The 17,810-nt window shown below is 31.7% G+C and carries 21 protein-coding genes; all 21 read right to left on the bottom strand.

Annotated features, from left to right (window positions below; all coding sequences use genetic code 11):
• Window positions 1-24: 24 nt before the first annotated feature.
• On the bottom strand, window positions 25-450 hold the full coding sequence (locus Fi14EGH31_RS07585; protein ID WP_117787540.1) for a GNAT family N-acetyltransferase: 426 nt from the start codon (window positions 448-450) through the stop codon (window positions 25-27).
• Window positions 443-1,036, bottom strand: a complete 594-nt coding sequence (locus tag Fi14EGH31_RS07580; RefSeq protein ID WP_200765336.1) for a nucleotidyltransferase family protein — start codon at window positions 1,034-1,036, stop codon at window positions 443-445. The genes Fi14EGH31_RS07585 and Fi14EGH31_RS07580 overlap by 8 nt, the downstream gene beginning before the upstream one ends.
• The gene (locus Fi14EGH31_RS07575) at window positions 1,036-3,318 is read right to left on the bottom strand and encodes a xanthine dehydrogenase family protein molybdopterin-binding subunit (RefSeq protein WP_200765335.1); all 2,283 of its coding nucleotides are present in this window, start codon (window positions 3,316-3,318) and stop codon (window positions 1,036-1,038) included. Before Fi14EGH31_RS07575 ends, Fi14EGH31_RS07580 begins: the two co-directional genes overlap by 1 nt.
• Window positions 3,318-3,785: a (2Fe-2S)-binding protein gene (locus Fi14EGH31_RS07570; RefSeq protein WP_107029404.1), complete on the bottom strand. Its 468-nt coding sequence runs from the start codon at window positions 3,783-3,785 to the stop codon at window positions 3,318-3,320. Before Fi14EGH31_RS07570 ends, Fi14EGH31_RS07575 begins: the two co-directional genes overlap by 1 nt.
• Window positions 3,775-4,572, bottom strand: coding sequence for an FAD binding domain-containing protein (locus Fi14EGH31_RS07565; protein ID WP_200765334.1), 798 nt, complete (start codon window positions 4,570-4,572; stop codon window positions 3,775-3,777). The genes Fi14EGH31_RS07570 and Fi14EGH31_RS07565 overlap by 11 nt, the downstream gene beginning before the upstream one ends.
• Before the next feature lie 13 nt (window positions 4,573-4,585).
• Complete coding sequence (locus Fi14EGH31_RS07560) at window positions 4,586-5,980, bottom strand: uracil-xanthine permease family protein (RefSeq protein WP_117792768.1); 1,395 nt, start codon at window positions 5,978-5,980, stop codon at window positions 4,586-4,588.
• Window positions 5,981-6,093: 113 nt separating this feature from the next.
• The gene (gene yqeC / locus Fi14EGH31_RS07555) at window positions 6,094-7,479 is read right to left on the bottom strand and encodes a selenium cofactor biosynthesis protein YqeC (RefSeq protein WP_200765333.1); all 1,386 of its coding nucleotides are present in this window, start codon (window positions 7,477-7,479) and stop codon (window positions 6,094-6,096) included.
• A complete protein-coding gene (locus tag Fi14EGH31_RS07550) occupies window positions 7,469-8,593 on the bottom strand; it encodes an aminotransferase class V-fold PLP-dependent enzyme (protein ID WP_200765332.1) in 1,125 nt (374 codons plus the stop codon). The genes yqeC and Fi14EGH31_RS07550 overlap by 11 nt, the downstream gene beginning before the upstream one ends.
• On the bottom strand, window positions 8,580-9,389 hold the full coding sequence (gene yqeB, locus Fi14EGH31_RS07545; RefSeq protein ID WP_117864543.1) for a selenium-dependent molybdenum cofactor biosynthesis protein YqeB: 810 nt from the start codon (window positions 9,387-9,389) through the stop codon (window positions 8,580-8,582). The genes Fi14EGH31_RS07550 and yqeB overlap by 14 nt, the downstream gene beginning before the upstream one ends.
• A 7-nt stretch (window positions 9,390-9,396) precedes the next feature.
• Window positions 9,397-9,966 (bottom strand): sulfurtransferase-like selenium metabolism protein YedF, encoded by a 570-nt coding sequence (gene yedF / locus Fi14EGH31_RS07540; protein ID WP_200765331.1) that lies wholly within the window; start codon window positions 9,964-9,966, stop codon window positions 9,397-9,399.
• A gap of 9 nt (window positions 9,967-9,975) precedes the next feature.
• Window positions 9,976-10,995 carry a selenide, water dikinase SelD gene (selD, locus tag Fi14EGH31_RS07535; RefSeq protein ID WP_200765330.1) on the bottom strand — a complete coding sequence of 340 codons (1,020 nt, stop codon included), beginning with the start codon at window positions 10,993-10,995 and terminating at the stop codon, window positions 9,976-9,978.
• Window positions 10,996-11,226 (bottom strand): DUF3343 domain-containing protein, encoded by a 231-nt coding sequence (locus Fi14EGH31_RS07530; RefSeq protein ID WP_200765329.1) that lies wholly within the window; start codon window positions 11,224-11,226, stop codon window positions 10,996-10,998.
• The gene (locus Fi14EGH31_RS07525; protein ID WP_200765328.1) at window positions 11,219-11,569 is read right to left on the bottom strand and encodes a winged helix-turn-helix domain-containing protein; all 351 of its coding nucleotides are present in this window, start codon (window positions 11,567-11,569) and stop codon (window positions 11,219-11,221) included. The genes Fi14EGH31_RS07530 and Fi14EGH31_RS07525 overlap by 8 nt, the downstream gene beginning before the upstream one ends.
• Before the next feature lie 2 nt (window positions 11,570-11,571).
• Complete coding sequence (locus tag Fi14EGH31_RS07520) at window positions 11,572-12,588, bottom strand: molybdopterin-binding protein (protein WP_117832179.1); 1,017 nt, start codon at window positions 12,586-12,588, stop codon at window positions 11,572-11,574.
• A 1-nt stretch (window position 12,589) separates the two neighbouring features.
• A complete protein-coding gene (gene modA / locus Fi14EGH31_RS07515) occupies window positions 12,590-13,369 on the bottom strand; it encodes a molybdate ABC transporter substrate-binding protein (protein ID WP_117832177.1) in 780 nt (259 codons plus the stop codon).
• On the bottom strand, window positions 13,366-14,013 hold the full coding sequence (locus tag Fi14EGH31_RS07510) for an ATP-binding cassette domain-containing protein (protein WP_117832175.1): 648 nt from the start codon (window positions 14,011-14,013) through the stop codon (window positions 13,366-13,368). Before Fi14EGH31_RS07510 ends, modA begins: the two co-directional genes overlap by 4 nt.
• A complete protein-coding gene (gene modB / locus Fi14EGH31_RS07505; protein ID WP_233541235.1) occupies window positions 14,014-14,709 on the bottom strand; it encodes a molybdate ABC transporter permease subunit in 696 nt (231 codons plus the stop codon). It abuts the gene before it with no gap.
• Window positions 14,684-15,625, bottom strand: a complete 942-nt coding sequence (locus Fi14EGH31_RS07500) for an MOSC domain-containing protein (protein ID WP_022002522.1) — start codon at window positions 15,623-15,625, stop codon at window positions 14,684-14,686. The genes modB and Fi14EGH31_RS07500 overlap by 26 nt, the downstream gene beginning before the upstream one ends.
• Entirely contained in the window at window positions 15,610-16,089 is a 480-nt protein-coding gene (gene moaC, locus Fi14EGH31_RS07495) for a cyclic pyranopterin monophosphate synthase MoaC (RefSeq protein ID WP_107029392.1), read from the bottom strand. The genes Fi14EGH31_RS07500 and moaC overlap by 16 nt, the downstream gene beginning before the upstream one ends.
• A 1-nt stretch (window position 16,090) precedes the next feature.
• Window positions 16,091-17,026: a GTP 3',8-cyclase MoaA gene (locus tag Fi14EGH31_RS07490; protein ID WP_022002524.1), complete on the bottom strand. Its 936-nt coding sequence runs from the start codon at window positions 17,024-17,026 to the stop codon at window positions 16,091-16,093.
• A gap of 130 nt (window positions 17,027-17,156) precedes the next feature.
• Window positions 17,157-17,801: a pyroglutamyl-peptidase I gene (pcp, locus tag Fi14EGH31_RS07485; RefSeq protein WP_022002525.1), complete on the bottom strand. Its 645-nt coding sequence runs from the start codon at window positions 17,799-17,801 to the stop codon at window positions 17,157-17,159.
• Window positions 17,802-17,810: the final 9 nt, after the last annotated feature.

The raw sequence follows: 17,810 nt of genomic DNA, 5'->3' as shown, positions 1-17,810 counted from the left end.
AAAGATGTGAAAAAAAGATGACGGTTAGTCATCTAGTGCTTTCGTATAATTATAATGTAATTTTTCATAGCCTTGTCTTTCATAAAAGCGATGCGCATCTTTACGATAAGTAGAAGTAGAAAGTTCAATTTGTTCAAGTTGTTTTTCTTTAGCAATCTCTTCAATTTTTTCAATCAATTGTTTACCAATTTTCAAATTTCTTTTTTCTGGCAAAACAACCAACTCTACAATTTCACCTGTATCACGATCATGATGTAGATAATGATGTATTTTAAAACTTAGAAATCCTTCAATTTTTTTATCTCGATAAACTAAATAAATAATATCTTCATCTTTTAATGAACTTTCAAAAACACAATCAAAGTGTTCTTTATTAATTTCTTTATTTTCTAAAATACAAATCAAATTATAGATTTCTTCTTTATCTTCTAATTTAGCATATTCAATCATATTCTTCTTCCTTTATAAATTTTTGTAGATCACTTTGATAATCAATATCATATAGTTCTTTTTCATTTTCAATTATAAAATAAAAACATTTTTGAGGATATTTATTAACAATCGTTCGTCCTCCTTGATCTTCTTTTAAAGAATATAACTCATTGAAATAGTCTTTAGAAAAAATTACCGGATTTCCAACTCTATCTTTAAACATTAAAGAACATATAGAATAAGATGATTGATTAAATATATCAATCATCTTATTAAGTGTTTGATAAGAAAGATAGGGTTGATCGGCAACCATAAACATCATTTGATAGTCATCTTTTTGATTGATATGATCTAAAGCAGCTTTAATAGAATAGGAAATTCCTTTTTCACTTAAAGGGCTTTTATAACTATGAATACCTTTTTCTTGTGTATCAATTGTATTAGAAACAACGATAATTTCTATATCATTACGATATTTTAATAATTGTTTCAAAGTATCAATTCCATAAAGATAAAGCTCTTTTCCTTTAAAAAGCGCATGTAACTTATCTTCCTTAAAACGACGACTATTTCCAGCCGCTAAATAAATAATATATGTTTTCATTACTCATCAATTGCCATTAAGATTTTTTCAGGAGTCATTGGAAGATCCTTTAGATATTTACCTGTTGCTCGATAGATAGCATTGGCAATTGCAGGAGATGGTGTATTAATAACAATTTCACCTATCGATTTTGCACCAAATGGACCAGTTGGTTCATAGCTACTTTCAAATTCAACTCTAATTTTCCCCATATCCAAACGTGTAGGAATTTTATATTGCATAAAAGAGTTTTCAGGAATAGCTCCACGTTTTGTATATTGAACATCTTCATAAAGAGCCATACCAATTCCTTGAACTAAGCCACCTTCTGTTTGAACACGTGCTAAATTTGTATTAATAACAGTACCGCAATCGACAACAGCAACATAATCAAGAATATCAACTTGTCCTGTTTCTTTATCAAGTTCAATTTCAACCATCCCTACCATATAAGGTGGTGGTGAAACTGGAGATGAATGTGTAACTGTAACTTGTGTTTCAATATTATTTCCACACATTGCTTTTAAAGCAAGCTCCTTTAAAGTTAAAAGTTCGTTTGTCTTTAAATTTTTAACACCTTGTGAGGTGAATTCAACATCTTCTTTTTCACAATGGAATGTTTGTAAAGCAAGATCACATAAATTATTTTTTAATTTTTCACAAGCTTGCTCTACTGCCTTTCCTGTTACATAAGTTGTTGAAGAAGCATAAGAACCTGAATCATAAGGTGAAATATCTGTATCTGCCCCAAAGACAACAATATGGTCAACATCACAGTCTAAACACTCAGCTGCCATTTGTGCAAGAATGGTGTCACAACCTGTTCCCATATCGGCTGCGCCTATATGAAGTGTATAATAACCATCGTCTTCAAGTTTTAATGTAGCAGAACCCACATCAACCCCTGAAATACCAGATCCTTGCATGGCCATGGCTACTCCAGCACTTCTAATTTTACCGTTTTCTAAGACGCGTACCTTTGATTTGTTTTCCCAATCAAAAAGTTTTTTAGCATGATCCATACATTTGTCTAGTGTACATGCTTGAGCAACCTCATTATAATAAGCCCCCATTGTTTGACCTTGTCTAACCATATTCTTTTCTCGAATAGCCACAGGATCAATACCTAAAATGCCTGCCATTTCGCTAACAATCGATTCTACCGCAAAAAGTCCTTGCGTAGCGCCATAGCCACGATAGGCACCAGCCGCTTGACAATTGGTATAAACAACATCATAAGAAAATTTAAAGGCTTCTAGATTATTTGTATAAAGTGGAATCGATTTATGTCCCGATAACCCTACTGTTGTTGGTCCATGTTCACCAAAAGCACCACTATTTGAAAGAGTATAAACGTCCATTGCTCGAATTGTTCCATCATTCATTGCTCCTAATTTAACAGTCACTTGCATTTCATGACGTGGTGTAGAGGCAATTTGTGATTCTTTTCGACTATAAATCATTTTAGAAGGTTTCTTGGTCATCCATGTTACAAAAGCAGGATAAACTTCAGCTACAACAGTTTGTTTAGCCCCAAATCCTCCTCCAATTCTTGGTTTTTCAACACGAATTTTCGATTGAGGAATATCTAATGCGTTAGCAAGAATTCTTCGACAATGGAAAACAATTTGAGTGGAAGAAATAACATGAAGTCTTCCATAAGGATCGATTTCACAATACGTTCTAAAAGTTTCCATCATTGCTTGTTGGTTTGCTCTTGTATGATAGGTTCTTTCAATGACTTGATCACAAGAAGCAAACACTTTTTCTAAATCACCTTGACTTGAAGAATCTGTTGCCACAAGATTTCTTTGATTATCAGCGCCTACTGGACATAAAGCTTTCCAATTTTCTTCAGGATGAACTAAGATGCTATTATCTTTTGCTTTCGTAAAATCAAGAACAGGTGTTAAAACTTGATATTTTACTTTAATAATTTTTAAAGCACGATCAACAACCTTTTCATTAATACCAGCAACAATAGCAACAGCATCTCCTACAAAACGAACTCTTTGATCTAAAATTAAACGATCATAAGGACTTGGTTCCGGAGATGTTTGACCTGCCATGGTAAAACGTTTTTGAGGAACATCTTTATACGTATAAACAGCTTCAATACCTGGGATTTTTTGAGCTTTAGAAACATCAATTTCTTCAATCAAAGCATGAGCATGTGGTGATCTTAACACTTTAACAACTAAACAGTCTTGACTTGTTATGTCATCTACATAAACAGGTTTACCAAGCAAAAGATTCATCGCATCTTTTTTCATGACCGGTTTTTCAATATGTTTATAAGCCATTATTCATTCCCCTTTTCTTCAAGATAGTTTAGGTAGTTTTTTATTCCTCTAAGTTGTCCTTCATAACCTGAACAACGACATAAATTTCCAGCTAAAAATTCTTTAATATCATCATCACTTGGATGAGGATTTTCTTTTAATAAAGCAAGTGTATTCATCATAAATCCAGGATTACAAAAACCACATTGTTCAGCTCCTTGACTAGCAATAAATGTTGCAAGTGGCTTTGCTTCTTCCTGCAATCCTTCTAAAGTAACTACTTTTGCACCATTTGCACGCATTGCAAGAACACTGCATGAAAGCACTGGTTTATCATTTAATAAAACCGTACATAATCCACAATTACTTGTATCACAACCACGTTTAACACTATAGCAACCATTTTTTCTCACAAAATCAATAAGTAATAAATCAGGTTCTATATCTTGTACAATTCTTTCTCCATTTAAAGTTAATTTAATTTCCATATACATCCTCCTTTAATTGAAGAAAAGCTCTTTTTATTAAAACTTTTGCAATCTTTTGACGATATTCTTTAGATGCTCTTGAATTGCTTCCTAATTTTAATTCTGATAAAACACATTTTGTAAAATTTTGAATATTTTCTTCAGTAATACCTGTTTCAAAATAACTATTTCCATTAAATGCTACAGCATGTAAAGGTCTAGCTCCAATGATACATGTATAATGTTGATCAACACAGCTTACAGCACAAGTTAAAACTGGAAAATCCGTTGAAATATTTCTTTGTGATAAATAAACCACTTTTGTTGGTACTTTTTTAATAATAACTTTTGTAAGAATATCTTTTGTAAATTTCATATTTGCAAATTCTTTGATAGAAACCCGCCCAGTTGGATAAAGTTCTACCTCACAATCAAGCGCCATAAAAAGTGTTAAAACATCAGAAAAACCAAACCTTCCATAAATAGATCCGCCAATTGTCGCTAAGTTTCTAAATTGGACACCGACAATATGACGCACACTTTCTTTAATAGCTCCTTGTGTAAAATGGTTTAATTGTTCATTTGTTTCAAGTTCTCTTAAAGTAACCATAGCACCAATATGTATTTCATCATCTATTTCTTCAATTTGATCTAAATGCAAATCAGATAAATCAATAGCAAAATTAACATTTCTATTTTGCATTTTAAGCCATAACGTACCACCTAAAACAACACTCAGCGGTTTTTTTGCATATTCATAAGCTTCCTCAATTGTTTGAGGTCGCACATAATTTCTAATCGATAACAAAGAAAGCCCTCCTTTATTGTTTTTCTTTTGGTAATAAAATATTTAAAATAATTGCTACAAAAGCAGCAGGTACAATTCCTGATTCTCCACAAATCATTTGAATTGCTTGTGGAAGTTGTGCTAAAATTGCACTATTTGCACCTATACCATAACCTAATCCTAAAGCAACTGAGACAATTGTCATTGAACGAGCAGTAAGAGGTTCTTTGGTAATCAATTGAACACCAGACATAACAATCGATGAAAACATGATGACTGCTGCTCCACCTAATACTGATTGAGGCATAATTGAAACAAGTGCCGCTAATTTAGGAAATAAACCACAAATAATTAGGAAAATCGCACCACACGCTAAAGCAAAACGATTGACAATTTTAGTCATTGTTACTAACCCAACATTTTGTGAAAAAGATGTATTTGGTAAAACACCAAATAAAGCAGCAATAGATGAACCAATACCATCACAGATAACACCACCTGATAATTCTTGGTCTGTAGCTTCTCTTGACATTCCACCTTCCATAACACCAGAAATATCACCAACAGTTTCAACAGCTGTAACAACAAACATAATTAAAACTGGTAGGATTGCTCTTAAATCAAAAACCGGTTTTACTGGCATGAGTTTTGGTAAAGCAAACCATTTTGCTTGAGCCACCTTATCCCAATTTAAAACCCATGATTTAACAAACTCTGTTCCATCACTGGCAACACCTGTTGTTGAAATAAACAATGGTAAAACCATACATAAAACATAACCACAAACAATTCCAATTAAAACAGCCGAATTACTTAGCATTCCTTTTGTACCATGCTTAAAAGCTAAAATAACTACTAAAACAAATAAACCAATCAAAAGATTTTCTACTGATCCATAATCTTTAGCGCTACTTCCTCCCCCGAAAGAAGCAACACCAACACCAATTAAAGATAAACCAATCGATAAAACAACTGTTCCTGTAACAACAGATGGAAAGAAACGACGCAATGGTTTTAAAAGAAAACCTAAAACCGTTTCAAATAAACCACCAATAATACTTGCTCCCATAATGGCACCATAACCTAAAACACCACCACCCATAACATGAGCTACACTTTGGAAAACGCCAATAAATCCTGAACTTGTTCCCATGATAATTGGGACTTTCCCACCAATAGGACCTATTGAAAATAATTGCACTAAAGTAACGACACCGGCAATAAGCATTGCATTTTGTAAAAGCGAAACTTGGATTGCAGCAAATACATCTGCATCATGCGTTGCAGCACAAGCTCCCGTAATAATAAGTACGGGTGTTAAGTTACCAACGAACATTGCTAGAACGTGTTGTAAACCTAAAATAATTGCCTGTTTTAAAGGAATTTTCCCTTCAAAATCATAAGGACTTGTATACTCTTTTTTCTCCATATTCTCTCCCTCATATTTAAATTAACCTTCTAAAAACAAGAAAATTGTAGCATAACTCTATTTTTTCATCAAGATAATACAAAAAAATAGATTTATAGACATAAAAAAAGCAGCTAATGCTGCTTTATAGGAAGAAATAAAACATCATTACTTCCTCCACAAATCATTCCTAAATTGGCACTTTCGCTATTATTTAATTCATAATGTTTCATCATTACCTGATGACAATTCTTAGCATCTAAAATAGCTTGATATTCTTCTCTTCCCCCACCAATAGAACCAATAATTCCTTTTTCATTGACAAACATCATACTACCAACTGTACGTGGTGTTGATCCTTTTTTATCAATAATAATACATAAAACACCATCACCTTGTACTTCTAATAAGTCACTTGTTATACTTGAATATTGATGTTCATTTTTAATAGCTATAATTTCAGACATGATACTGACGGCAATCTCTGCAGGGGTTACCGCTTTTATTGGAAGTCCAATAGGGGCATGTACTTTATCAAGTTCAACTTGTTGATACCCTTCTTCTAATAAAGCATCATAGGTTTGTCTAACTTTCTTCTTGCTTCCAATCATTCCTACATAAAGACTTTGTCGAAAAAGTGTCTTTTTTAAACACAAACGATCATCTTTATGTCCTCTTGTCACAATGACATAACATGTATTTGCTTCCTTAGGAAAATAGGAATCAGCTTTATCAAAAGAAACACAATGAATTTCATTTGCTTCTGGAAATAATTCTTTACATGCAAATTCTTTTCTTTCATCAATAACAATCGTATAGAAATCCAACATAGAAGCAAGTTTACTTACATATTGGCTCACATGTCCTGCACCCAAAATAACAAGTTTCGGTTGTGGTAAGAACCATTCTTCATTAATAAGTGTTACTTCCTTTTGATTTTCTAATAACGAAGCTAGTGCTTTTTCATAAAGCGAACTTGCTTCATTCACTTGAATTTCTATGGGAACATTATATTTTTTAATTTTTTCTAAATAGATGTTGATAAGTTGTTGAATAAAAAGACTATCTACTTTTTGATTTCCATCAATTTTCATTTCTTGATAACCATGAACAACATCTTGAACAGGTTTTCCAAGTCCCTTTAAAGAAGTAATTAAAATAATTTCATTACTATCTTTGTCTACAACAGGTTCATTATTTCTTGGATATTTTAAAGGTAATCCATGAGAACCATCAGCTTCAATTAAAATTACATCTATTTCTTTTTTTAATCTTTCTAACACTTCATCATCTAAAGCTTTAATTTTTTGATTTTTGGCTTTGCTACCTGCATGTACGTAGCCACGCTTTTTAATTTCATTTATAATTTCTTCATAACTCGGATCGACTAGTGTATTTTCTTCAATTTTCATATGAGTAGAAGTTGTCATTAAAACAGTCTTACCTTCTTTTAAGTATTGATCTTTTAACTGTTTTATTTTTGTTGTCTTTCCACCTGAACCAATAACACTAATTATCATAATTACCCTCACTAATTTCTTTAATTGCTTTGATGAAAAATTGTATTTCTTCTTTTGTATTCATAAATGAAAGTGATACTCTTACGATTCCACTTTTCACTGTATTGAGATGTTGATGCATCAAAGGTGCACAATGAGTACCGCAACGAATCGCAATATCATACTTATTATTTAAAAGATCGGCCACTTGAAAACTATCCATTCCTTGTATATTAAATGCAAGAATTGGTGTTCTTTCTTTGAAATCACCATATAAAACAACTTGTGGAATATTTTTTAAACCATCATATAAAAATTCAACTAATTCATTTGTGTATTTTGATTTTTCATCTTGATATTTCATTAAATAACAAACCCCTGCCTTTAAAGAAACAATTCCTGTCATATTACGTGTTCCTGCTTCAACATGTTCAGGGTAGTAATCACTTTGAAAATGATTAAAAGAATCCATTCCTGTTCCACCACTTATTAAAGGTTCCATTTCTATAGATTGAGCTAAACAAAAACCACCAACTCCACTATTTCCAAGCAACCCTTTATGACCACTAAAACATAAAATATCTAAATTCATCTTTTCCATATCAATGAGAAGATGTCCCGCACTTTGAGCAATATCACTCATCATCAAAATACCATTTTCGTGCGCTAGTTTTCCAATTTCAGCAATTGGATAAATTTCACCCGTCACATTGGAACTATGTGTTACAATAATCATTTTTGTCTTTTTTTGAAGATGTTTTTTAATACCCTCTACTGTAGGTGAGGTAATAGATAAGGTAATAATATTCGCTTTTTCTAATTGATAAAGCGGTCTTAAAACACTGTTATGTTCTGCGTAGGTCGTAATCACGTGATCACCTTTTTTGAGAATACCTTTAATACATGTATTGAGACTTTCTGTATTTCCACTATTTAAGACCACGCATCCATCTTGAGGTACATGAAAATATTCTTTAATAAGTTTGCGTGTTTGATAAATCAAACGACTCGCATTTAAACTTGTCGTACTGGTAGAACGATTCGCATTGGTACAATGATTCATACAATCAATTACTGCATCTTGAACTTCTTTAATTTTAGGAAAACTGGTTGCTGCTTGATCAAGATAAATCATTTCTATGTCCTTTTAAATAAAAGATTGCCTCAATGACTCCACCAGCAATGCAGCGTGCTTTATCGGAAATAGTAAAACAATTTTCATATTCATCTTCACGTGGATCAATATCTGCCATTTTAAAACCTTGAGTGACTACAAAACCTTCTTTAATTAAGCCACGAAGTAATCCATCCATTGTCGCATAAATCGGTGTTTGATCAACGTAAGCAATCACTTCACCTTTTTTAACAATATCTGTTAAATGCCTTACATGTTTTACAGTTCCTGCATTAGGAGAATGGATAACACGTTCTTTTCCATAACCTTTAATGACTCCTGGTACACCTGTATTTTTTAAAGCAGTTCCTTGATAAATCGGTCTTCCAAGTTTATGCCCTCGCATCGTTTCAATAACAACATCAACATCTTTACCTGCCATAAATCCCGGACCTAAAGCAATGGTAATTGGAGCCATCTTTTTTGTTGTTCCTAAATTCTTTTTGGCAAGAATGGCATCAACAACAACCTCTGGCTTGAAATAATCAATGGCTTTAGCCTCTGGATCAATCAATAACGTCACTTTATTTTCCGTTAAAAATTGTTTTGCTTCATTATAGTCATGTGCTAGATAACAAGTGACGTCTTCTACTTGTTTTTGCGTATCGTAAATAGCTTCACAAAAAGCAACATTTCTTCGAATGGCACTAGGTTTTTCAATTTCTAAAATCAAGACTTTAAATCCACATTTAAAAAGTTTATAAATGGTCCCTGTAGCAATATCGCCACCACCTCTTACAATAACTAAATCTTTCATTTATCTTTTATGGCTTAATAATTTTTTCAGCCTTCTCCATTCTTTCAACAATATCATACATATTTGTAACAGTTCCTACTTGTAACAACTCTTTACGTTTAAAGAAATCGAGACATGTTCCACAACTTACAATATCAACACCTTGACTTTCAAGATATTTTAAATCATTTAAAATATCTCCCTCATTTGTAGTAAGGAAAATACCTTCATTATAAAAAATCATTCCTTTAGGTAACTGATCTTGTTTTGTAAGTGCAAAAATAAATGATTTCATTAAAATAGCACCAAGTTCTTCATTATTTCCCATTGTTTCACTTGAAATAACAACAACATCTCCACTTTTTTCATTAAAATCTAATTCTTCATCAATATCTTCTTTAGCAATAATTGCATAAAAATCATCTCCGTCATCACCTGTAACAATTTGATAATGTCTTACTCCTGCAAATTTTGTTAAATTTTCAATCGCAATCTCATTATCAACAAGTACTTTTACTTTATCAATTTCTTTTAATAATTCCTTTGTTTTAACAACTGGTAATGGACATTCAAGTCCTCGAGCATCTAAAATTTCCATAATAATCTCCTAACGTACATAAATATTAAATTGATCTTTTTCAACGATTTTACCAATCACATAACAAGCAAGTCCTGCTTGGTTAAAATCATTTAAAATATTTTCTATATCATCACTTGCAACACTGGCAAGAAGTCCTCCACTTGTTTGTGGATCATAAAGAATTTCTTCTAAAATAAAGTTTTCCTCGTCAAAACAAACTTTATTTTTCATTGCATTACGATTATGCTGAGCGCCTCCACTTAAATAAAATTCATCAACATAATAAGGACAATCCTTAAAATAAGGAATACTTTTTTTATCTAAAAAGGCACTTGCCTTTTCATTGAGCATTTCATCTAAATGAACAAGGAGCCCAAAACCGGTCACGTCCGTTAAAGCATGAAGTGTATATTTATTTAAAACATCGAATGCATATTTATTAAGTGTTGTCATACTCTTAAAAACCTCATCAAGTATTTCTTGACGTGCATCATTTAAACGATAAGCATTTAATGTCAATCCTACTCCTAATTTTTTAGTAAGAATTAATGTATCTCCCACTTGTACACCATTATTTTGAATCATTTTATTTGGATCTACTATTCCGGTAACACTTAAGCCATATTTTGTTGATTCATCTTTGATGGAATGTCCTCCTGATAAAACAACTTTTGCTTCTTTTAGTTTATCATTTCCACCTTCAATGATTTTTCCTAAAATATTTAAATCATCTTGATCGTTAAAACAAACAATATTTAACGCTGTCAAAGGAGTTCCACCCATAGCATAAACATCACTTAAAGCATTCGTTGCTGCAATTTGTCCAAATAAATAAGGATCTTCTACCATTGGTGGAAAGAAATCAAGTGTTGAAACAATGGCTTGATGTTCATTGATTTGATAAACAGAGGCATCATCATGACTATCAAAGCCAACAAGTAAATTAGAATTGGGATATTTATCGATTTTTTCTAAAATATGAGTTAATTTTTTAGCGCCTAATTTAGCACTACAGCCACCACTTTTACAATAAAGTTTTTCTTTCATTTAAAACACAACCTTTACTATTTTTTCATAATGAATTTGATTTTCTTCAAGAAAAATCTTCCACTTTTCCATTTCTTTATTTTGACAAGAAAAACACATGCCACATCCTGCATCAATAACAGATGGTTTAGGAATAAGACGTCCTTGCATTGAAATAGTTTGTTTAGCATCTAAATCCATTGCATCATCTAATGAATGAAAAGTAATAATTAAATATTCCTGTTTATTCATCTTCAAAAATCTCCTTAAACCGAGCACCTGCATATTCATTCATTTCTTGAATAAATTTTTCATACTTTTCTAACAATTCTTCGCCTTCTTGAGTAAGTTTACTGCCACCGCCATCTTTACCACCACTAATACGTTCAACAAGAGGCATGTCTAAATCCTCTTCCGCTCTTTTTAAAATTTTCCATGCCTTTGAATTTGACATTTTCATATCTTTGTAAGCTCCTGATAAGGAACCAAAACTTTGTGTTTTTTTCATCAGTTCATAAACACCTTTACCAAAGCTTTTTTCTTGGTTATAAAGACGAATCTTTAAATCAAATTTCTGTGGATTTTTATAGGTCATTTTTATCCTTTCGAAAGTCCACAATTTGGAAAAGTGCAAATAGGACAATTTAAACAAAGTCCTCCTTCACCAAGCAAGGCAAGTTCATCACTGGTAATTAAATCTTTAGCAAGAAGTCTTGGTAAAACAACATCAAAAATTGTTCGACGTGAATACATGACACATCCTGGTAATCCAACAATCGGAACATCGCCTTTATAACTTAATAAAAACATTGCTCCAGGAAGAACAGGTGCTCCATAGCTTATAATTTTTGCACCTGTATTTTTTATCGCCAGTGGCGTTTTATCATCAGGATCAACAGACATTCCTCCTGTACATAAAACAAGATCCACTCCTTGTTTTAAGGCTTCATTGATTTTACTAGTTGTCATTTCATGATCATCTAGTGATAAACTATGGTAAATAACTTCCACCCCGTATTCTTTTAATTTTTCTACGATGACTGGCGTAAATGTGTCTTTAATTCTCCCTTTATAAACCTCTGAACCTGTGGTAATAATTCCTGCTGTTTTTATTTGATAAGGCATGATTTTTAAAATAGGTTTTTGAACTATTTCTTGGATTTGTTGCATCTTTTCTTTTTCAATAACAAGTGGAATAATACGCATGCCTGCAAGTTTATCCCCTTTTTTTACAGGTACATTACCTTGTCTTGTCGCAATCATCATTTGTCCAAAAGAATTGACCTTAAAAAGTTCTTCTCGATTTACTTTAAACAATCCATCAATTGTACTTGTAAGTTTAATCTTTCCTTCACTAATAGCGCTTTTTTTCATATATTCATTGAAACAAAGATTACATAATATTTCTGCTGCATCATTTTCATGCATCATTGTTTCATCTTTTTCAAAAACATAAAGATGTTCTTTTCCTAAATTCAATAATACTTCAATATCTTCTTCTTTAATAATATGGCCCTTCTTAAAACGAGGACCTTTTCTTTGGTCTTTTACAATTTCTGTGATGTCATGGCAGAGAACACTGCCAATAGCATCTTCTGTTTTAATTTCTTTCATATTATTTATTAACAGTAAACCCGTAATTTTCAAATTGTTTTAAAGAAGATTTCTTTTGAATGAATTTTATGAATTTTTCAGTTTCATCACTATGTTTTGTTTGAGCAAGTTTTGCAACTGGGTAAATAACAGGTTCAGCTAATAAACTATTTTCACATGTTGCAAGAACTTTTACATCTTTACTGCTTTTAGCATCCGTTGAATAAACAATACCTACTTCACTTGAAGAAGAAGCAACCCAGTTTAACACTTCAGTAACGTTTCCACCTAAACTATATTTTGAAGTTAAAGCATCATATAATCCTAAATGAGTTAATGCCATTTTTGCATATTGACCAGCAGGTACAACTTCAGGATCACCAATAGCAATTGTTTCTGCTTTTGCAATATCCGCAAAATCTTTAACTTCTGTTGTAGTTTGTTTTCCTGTAATTAAAACAAGTTTATTTTCTAATAAATTAACAACATCTTTATCATTGATGTATTTTTCATCAACTAGAGCATCCATTTGTTTTGTTGCTGCAGAAAAGAAAACATCTGCCTTTAATCCTTGTTCAATTTGAATTTGTAATTTACCACTTGAATCATAAACTCCTTGCACTTTGATACTTGGATTTTCTTTTTCAAATTCAGGAATAAGTTTATCTTCAAACACATTTTCCAAACTTGCAGCAGCAGCAAGTGTCAATGTTACTTCTTCTTGTTGATCTTGAGTTGAGGAACAGCCACATAAAGTAACAATTATTAATAAACTACACATTAAACTTAATAACTTTTTCATTTTTCCAATCTCCCCCTTTTTATTTTTAATTTATTACCACACATCATTTCTATTTCCTTTGGACTATGTGTTACAAACAGACATTTTTTTTGATACTCAACAAGTTTTTTCTTTGTTTCATTAAGTAACTGTTCTTTCAGTGTTTCGTCTAAAGCACTAAAAGGTTCATCTAACAAAACAATCTTTGTATCATAAACAAGTAAACGTGCTAAAGCAACACGTTGTTTCTGTCCTCCTGAAAGCTGACGAGGATATCTTTTTTGTAAATCATCTATTTGAAAGTCTTCCATGATTTGTTGAACTTTTTCTTTAATCACTTGTTTATCTTCGTGACGTGCTTTTAAAGGAGCAGCAATGTTTTGATAAACATTCATATGGTCAAATAATGCGTAATTTTGAAACATATATCCTATTTTTCTTTTTTGTGGGGAAATATTAATTTTTAAATTGCTGTCAAATAAAACTTCATCATCTAAAACAATACGTCCTGCATCCGGTGTTATAATTCCAGCAATACATTTTAAAACCATACTCTTACCGCTTCCACTTGGTCCCATTAAGACAAGTCGGTCTTCATGACTTTCAAAACAGACATCTAAATCGTATTCTGCCAATTTTTTAAAAATTACAACTTCTAATTTCATCTAAAAACTCCTTTTTTTCTTAAGAGAGTATTGATAAATATTGACACCAATAACAGCTATTAAGCAAATAACAGCGATAATAAAAACATAAACACCTGCATTATCGTAATTTCCTGACATAACTTCACTATAGACCGCTAAAGGTAAAGTTCTTGTTTTTCCAACTATATTTCCTGCAAGCATAGCCGTTGCTCCAAATTCCCCTAAACCTCTTGCAAAAGATAGAACACCCCCACTAATAATACCTGGCATAGCTTCAGGTAAAATGACTGTAAAGAAAATGCGCTTTTCTGACATTCCTAGTGTTCTTCCTGCATCAATCAAATCATGATTTACTTGTTCCATGGCCGCTTTGGCACTACGATACATTAGAGGAAAAGAAATCACGACAGCAGCAATAACTGTTGCTGAAAAACTAAAAGCAATTTTATAATGAAAAACATGGAAGAAAAGTTTTCCAATCGGTTGATTAACCCCAAAGATCATTAGTAAGAAAAATCCCATAACAGTTGGTGGTAAAACAAGAGGCATGGTAAAAATACCATCTAAAATAATTTTCGTTAAATCATGTTTTCGATTCAATGTCCATTTTGCAAGAAATAAACCGAAAAAGAAAGTAATGATAATTGTAATAATTGCTGTTTTTAAAGAAATATAAAGAGGTGATAAATCAACCATCATTTCGAGCACAATCATGTGCCTCTCCTTTTAAAATTTCTAAGCCATGTTTTAAAGGATCAATAATAATATCTAAACTTTCTTTAACAGCTTTTAAACTTCCTGGCAAATTAATAATCAATGTTTGATTTCTTAAAATAGATACGCCTCTTGAAAGCATGGCACGATTAGTATATTTCATTGATTCATAGCGAATTGCTTCACTAATACCCGGTACATTTCGTGTTGCTACTTTTAGTGTGGCTTCTGGAGTAACATCTCGCATACTTAATCCTGTTCCACCAGTGGTAATAATCAAATCATTATGACAACGATCTGATAAATTAATCAATGCTTGTTCAATTAAAGCTTGTTCGTCAGGAAGAATTTCATAAGAAGTGACATAATAGCCTCTTTCTTTAAAATAATCTTGGATGTAAGGACCACTTAAATCTTCTCTTAAGCCCTGACTACCTTTATCAGAAAGTGTTAAAATTGCCACACGTAAACGTTTATCTTTTTCTTTTAAAACTTCAACTGAATCATTCAATTGAATCGTTCCTCCTTTTAAAACACGTGAAAATAAGCCATTTGTGGGCATAATACATTTTCCTACTTGATGATAAATGGCACAGTGATTATGACAGCTTTTTCCAAGTTGAGTAATTTCAAGGATAACATCACCAATTTTAAGACAGGTTCCTACTTCAATTGCATTAAAATCAATTCCTGAAATAAGTAAATTTTCACCAAAAGAACCATCTTCAACAGTAGAACCCATTTGTTTAAACGCTTCTCTTGTTTCATAAGATAACAAGGAAACCTGACGATGCCAAGAACCCGCATGTGCATCATTTTTAAAACCATAATTTTCAATAACTTCAATTTTTTCAACAGGTATTTTTGCTGTACCTTTTTTTTTACTTAAACAGATTGCTTTTACTTTTCCTGCCACTTAAAATCACCACTCTTTCCACCACTTTTACTAACTAAATGAATATTTTTAATTTCCATTTCTTTACTAACAGCCTTCGACATATCATAAACCGTAAGTAAGGTTGCACTCACGCCATGAAGTGCTTCCATTTCAACCCCAGTCTTTCCTAGACATGTAACTTTACAATAAGTCTCAATCACTTCTTTTTCATGATTAATATTAAAGTCCACTGTAATCTTGCTTAAAAGTAAAGGATGACATAAAGGAATAATCTCACTCGTTTTCTTTACTGCCATAATTCCAGCAATTCTTGCCACTGAAAGAACATCACCTTTTTTCATTTGATGATTTTCAATTTTCTCAAGTATTTTTTTACCAACATATATTTCACCATAAGCAATAGCACTTCTTTGAGTGGTGTCTTTGGAAGACACATCCACCATAATAGCATTTCCATTTTCATCAAAGTGTGTAAAATCCATATTATCCTCCTATTTCATTCATTCTTGTATAAGAAATATTTTCTTCGAAATGATGTTCTTTTGGTTTTAATTTAATTGCTTTTTCAAGATGTAAACGCAATTGTTTTTCATTATTAAGATATGGCTTCAAATCATACATTTCTTCATAGAACAAACATGGCTTGATCTTTCCTGTACTTGTTAAACGAAGACGATTACATTGGTGGCAAAACTTATAATGTAATGCTTCAATAAAACCAATATAACCAGCATAACCTTCTATCGTATAATAATGTGCTGGGCCATTTCCTAATTTATCTAGATATTCTTGAATTGGATATTCCTTTAAATACTTTATAACATCTTTTATTTTTTGATTTCGTTGTTCTCTATTTAAAGGCATGAGTTCAATAAAACGCACTGCAATTTTTTTATCCTTAATCAAATCCATTAGATCATTCAAACGCTTTAAATGAAAAGTATCATCCATCACACAATTAATTTTTACAGGAATTTTAAGTTGATAAGCATAAAACAAATTATCTAAAACTGTTTCCAAACAATCTTGTTGCGTCAATAAAAAATATTCTCTTAAATCTAGTGTATCTATTGAAAAATTAATACCATCTATTCCTATTTCTTTCAAACAATCTAAATCTTTTTTAGTAAATAAAGAACCATTCGTCGTTAAAGTTACTTCTACCTCTCTTTTCTTTAATTCTTTAATAAAGAAAAGATAATCTTTTCTAATTGTTGGTTCCCCACCTGTAATTTTAAATTTATTAATTCCTAATTGGATAGCTTGGTCAACAATGAGTAATAATTGTTCATAAGATAAAATATCTTGATGTTTTAATTTTTGTGGATGATCACTTTTACAATAAGCACATTGAAAATGACAACGATCTGTAATGGAAATACGCATATAATCTATTTTTCTTTGATATGAATCTAACATAAGCCCTCCGTTATTTTCAAATGAGAATAACCCTATAAATAATTTAATAGATTATCTTACAAATTTCAACAAAATATTTTAGACAAAATAAAAAAACTAGAATTATTTCTAACCCTGGTTTTTTTGAAAACTAATGTGTATGCCCTTCAATAGCAACAATATCTTCTGTATTTTCAGCAATTGCTTTACAAGCAGCTTCAATTCCTTTAACAATTGTATCAAGTGATAAACTTGGTGTATTCGTTGGACGATTAACAACTTGGCTTGTAATAAATGGTACATGCATAAATCCACCACACATTGATGGATATTTTTTAGCAATTGTATAAAGAACACCATACATTAGATGATTACATACAAAAGTTCCTGCCGAATTGGAAACACTTGCAGGAATATCTGCTTTTCTAATTTCAGCAACCATCGCTTTGATTGGTAAAGATGAAAAATAAGCATTTTCTCCATCTTCAAAGATTGGTCCACTTAATGGTTGATTGCCTTCATTATCAGGAATTCGTGCATCATTAATATTGATAGCAACTCTTTCTGGTGTTATGTCAAATCTTCCACCTGCTTGTCCAATACATAAAACGACATCAGGATGTTCTTTTTCAATAGCATTTGTAACTGTATCAATTGATTTATAGAAAACAGTTGGTACTTCTAATTTAACGATTTCAAGATCACCAATTTTGTCTTGAACACGTTTAACAGCTTCTAAAGCTGGATTGATTTTTTCTCCTCCAAAAGGATCAAATGCAGTTAATAATAATTTCATTTCATTTCC

The organism is Faecalibacillus intestinalis, from assembly GCF_015097455.1.
Taxonomy (GTDB): Bacteria; Bacillota_I; Bacilli_A; order Erysipelotrichales; family Coprobacillaceae; genus Faecalibacillus; species Faecalibacillus intestinalis.
Note: the sequence above shows the minus strand (reverse complement) of the source record. Positions and strands in the feature narration are given on the sequence as shown.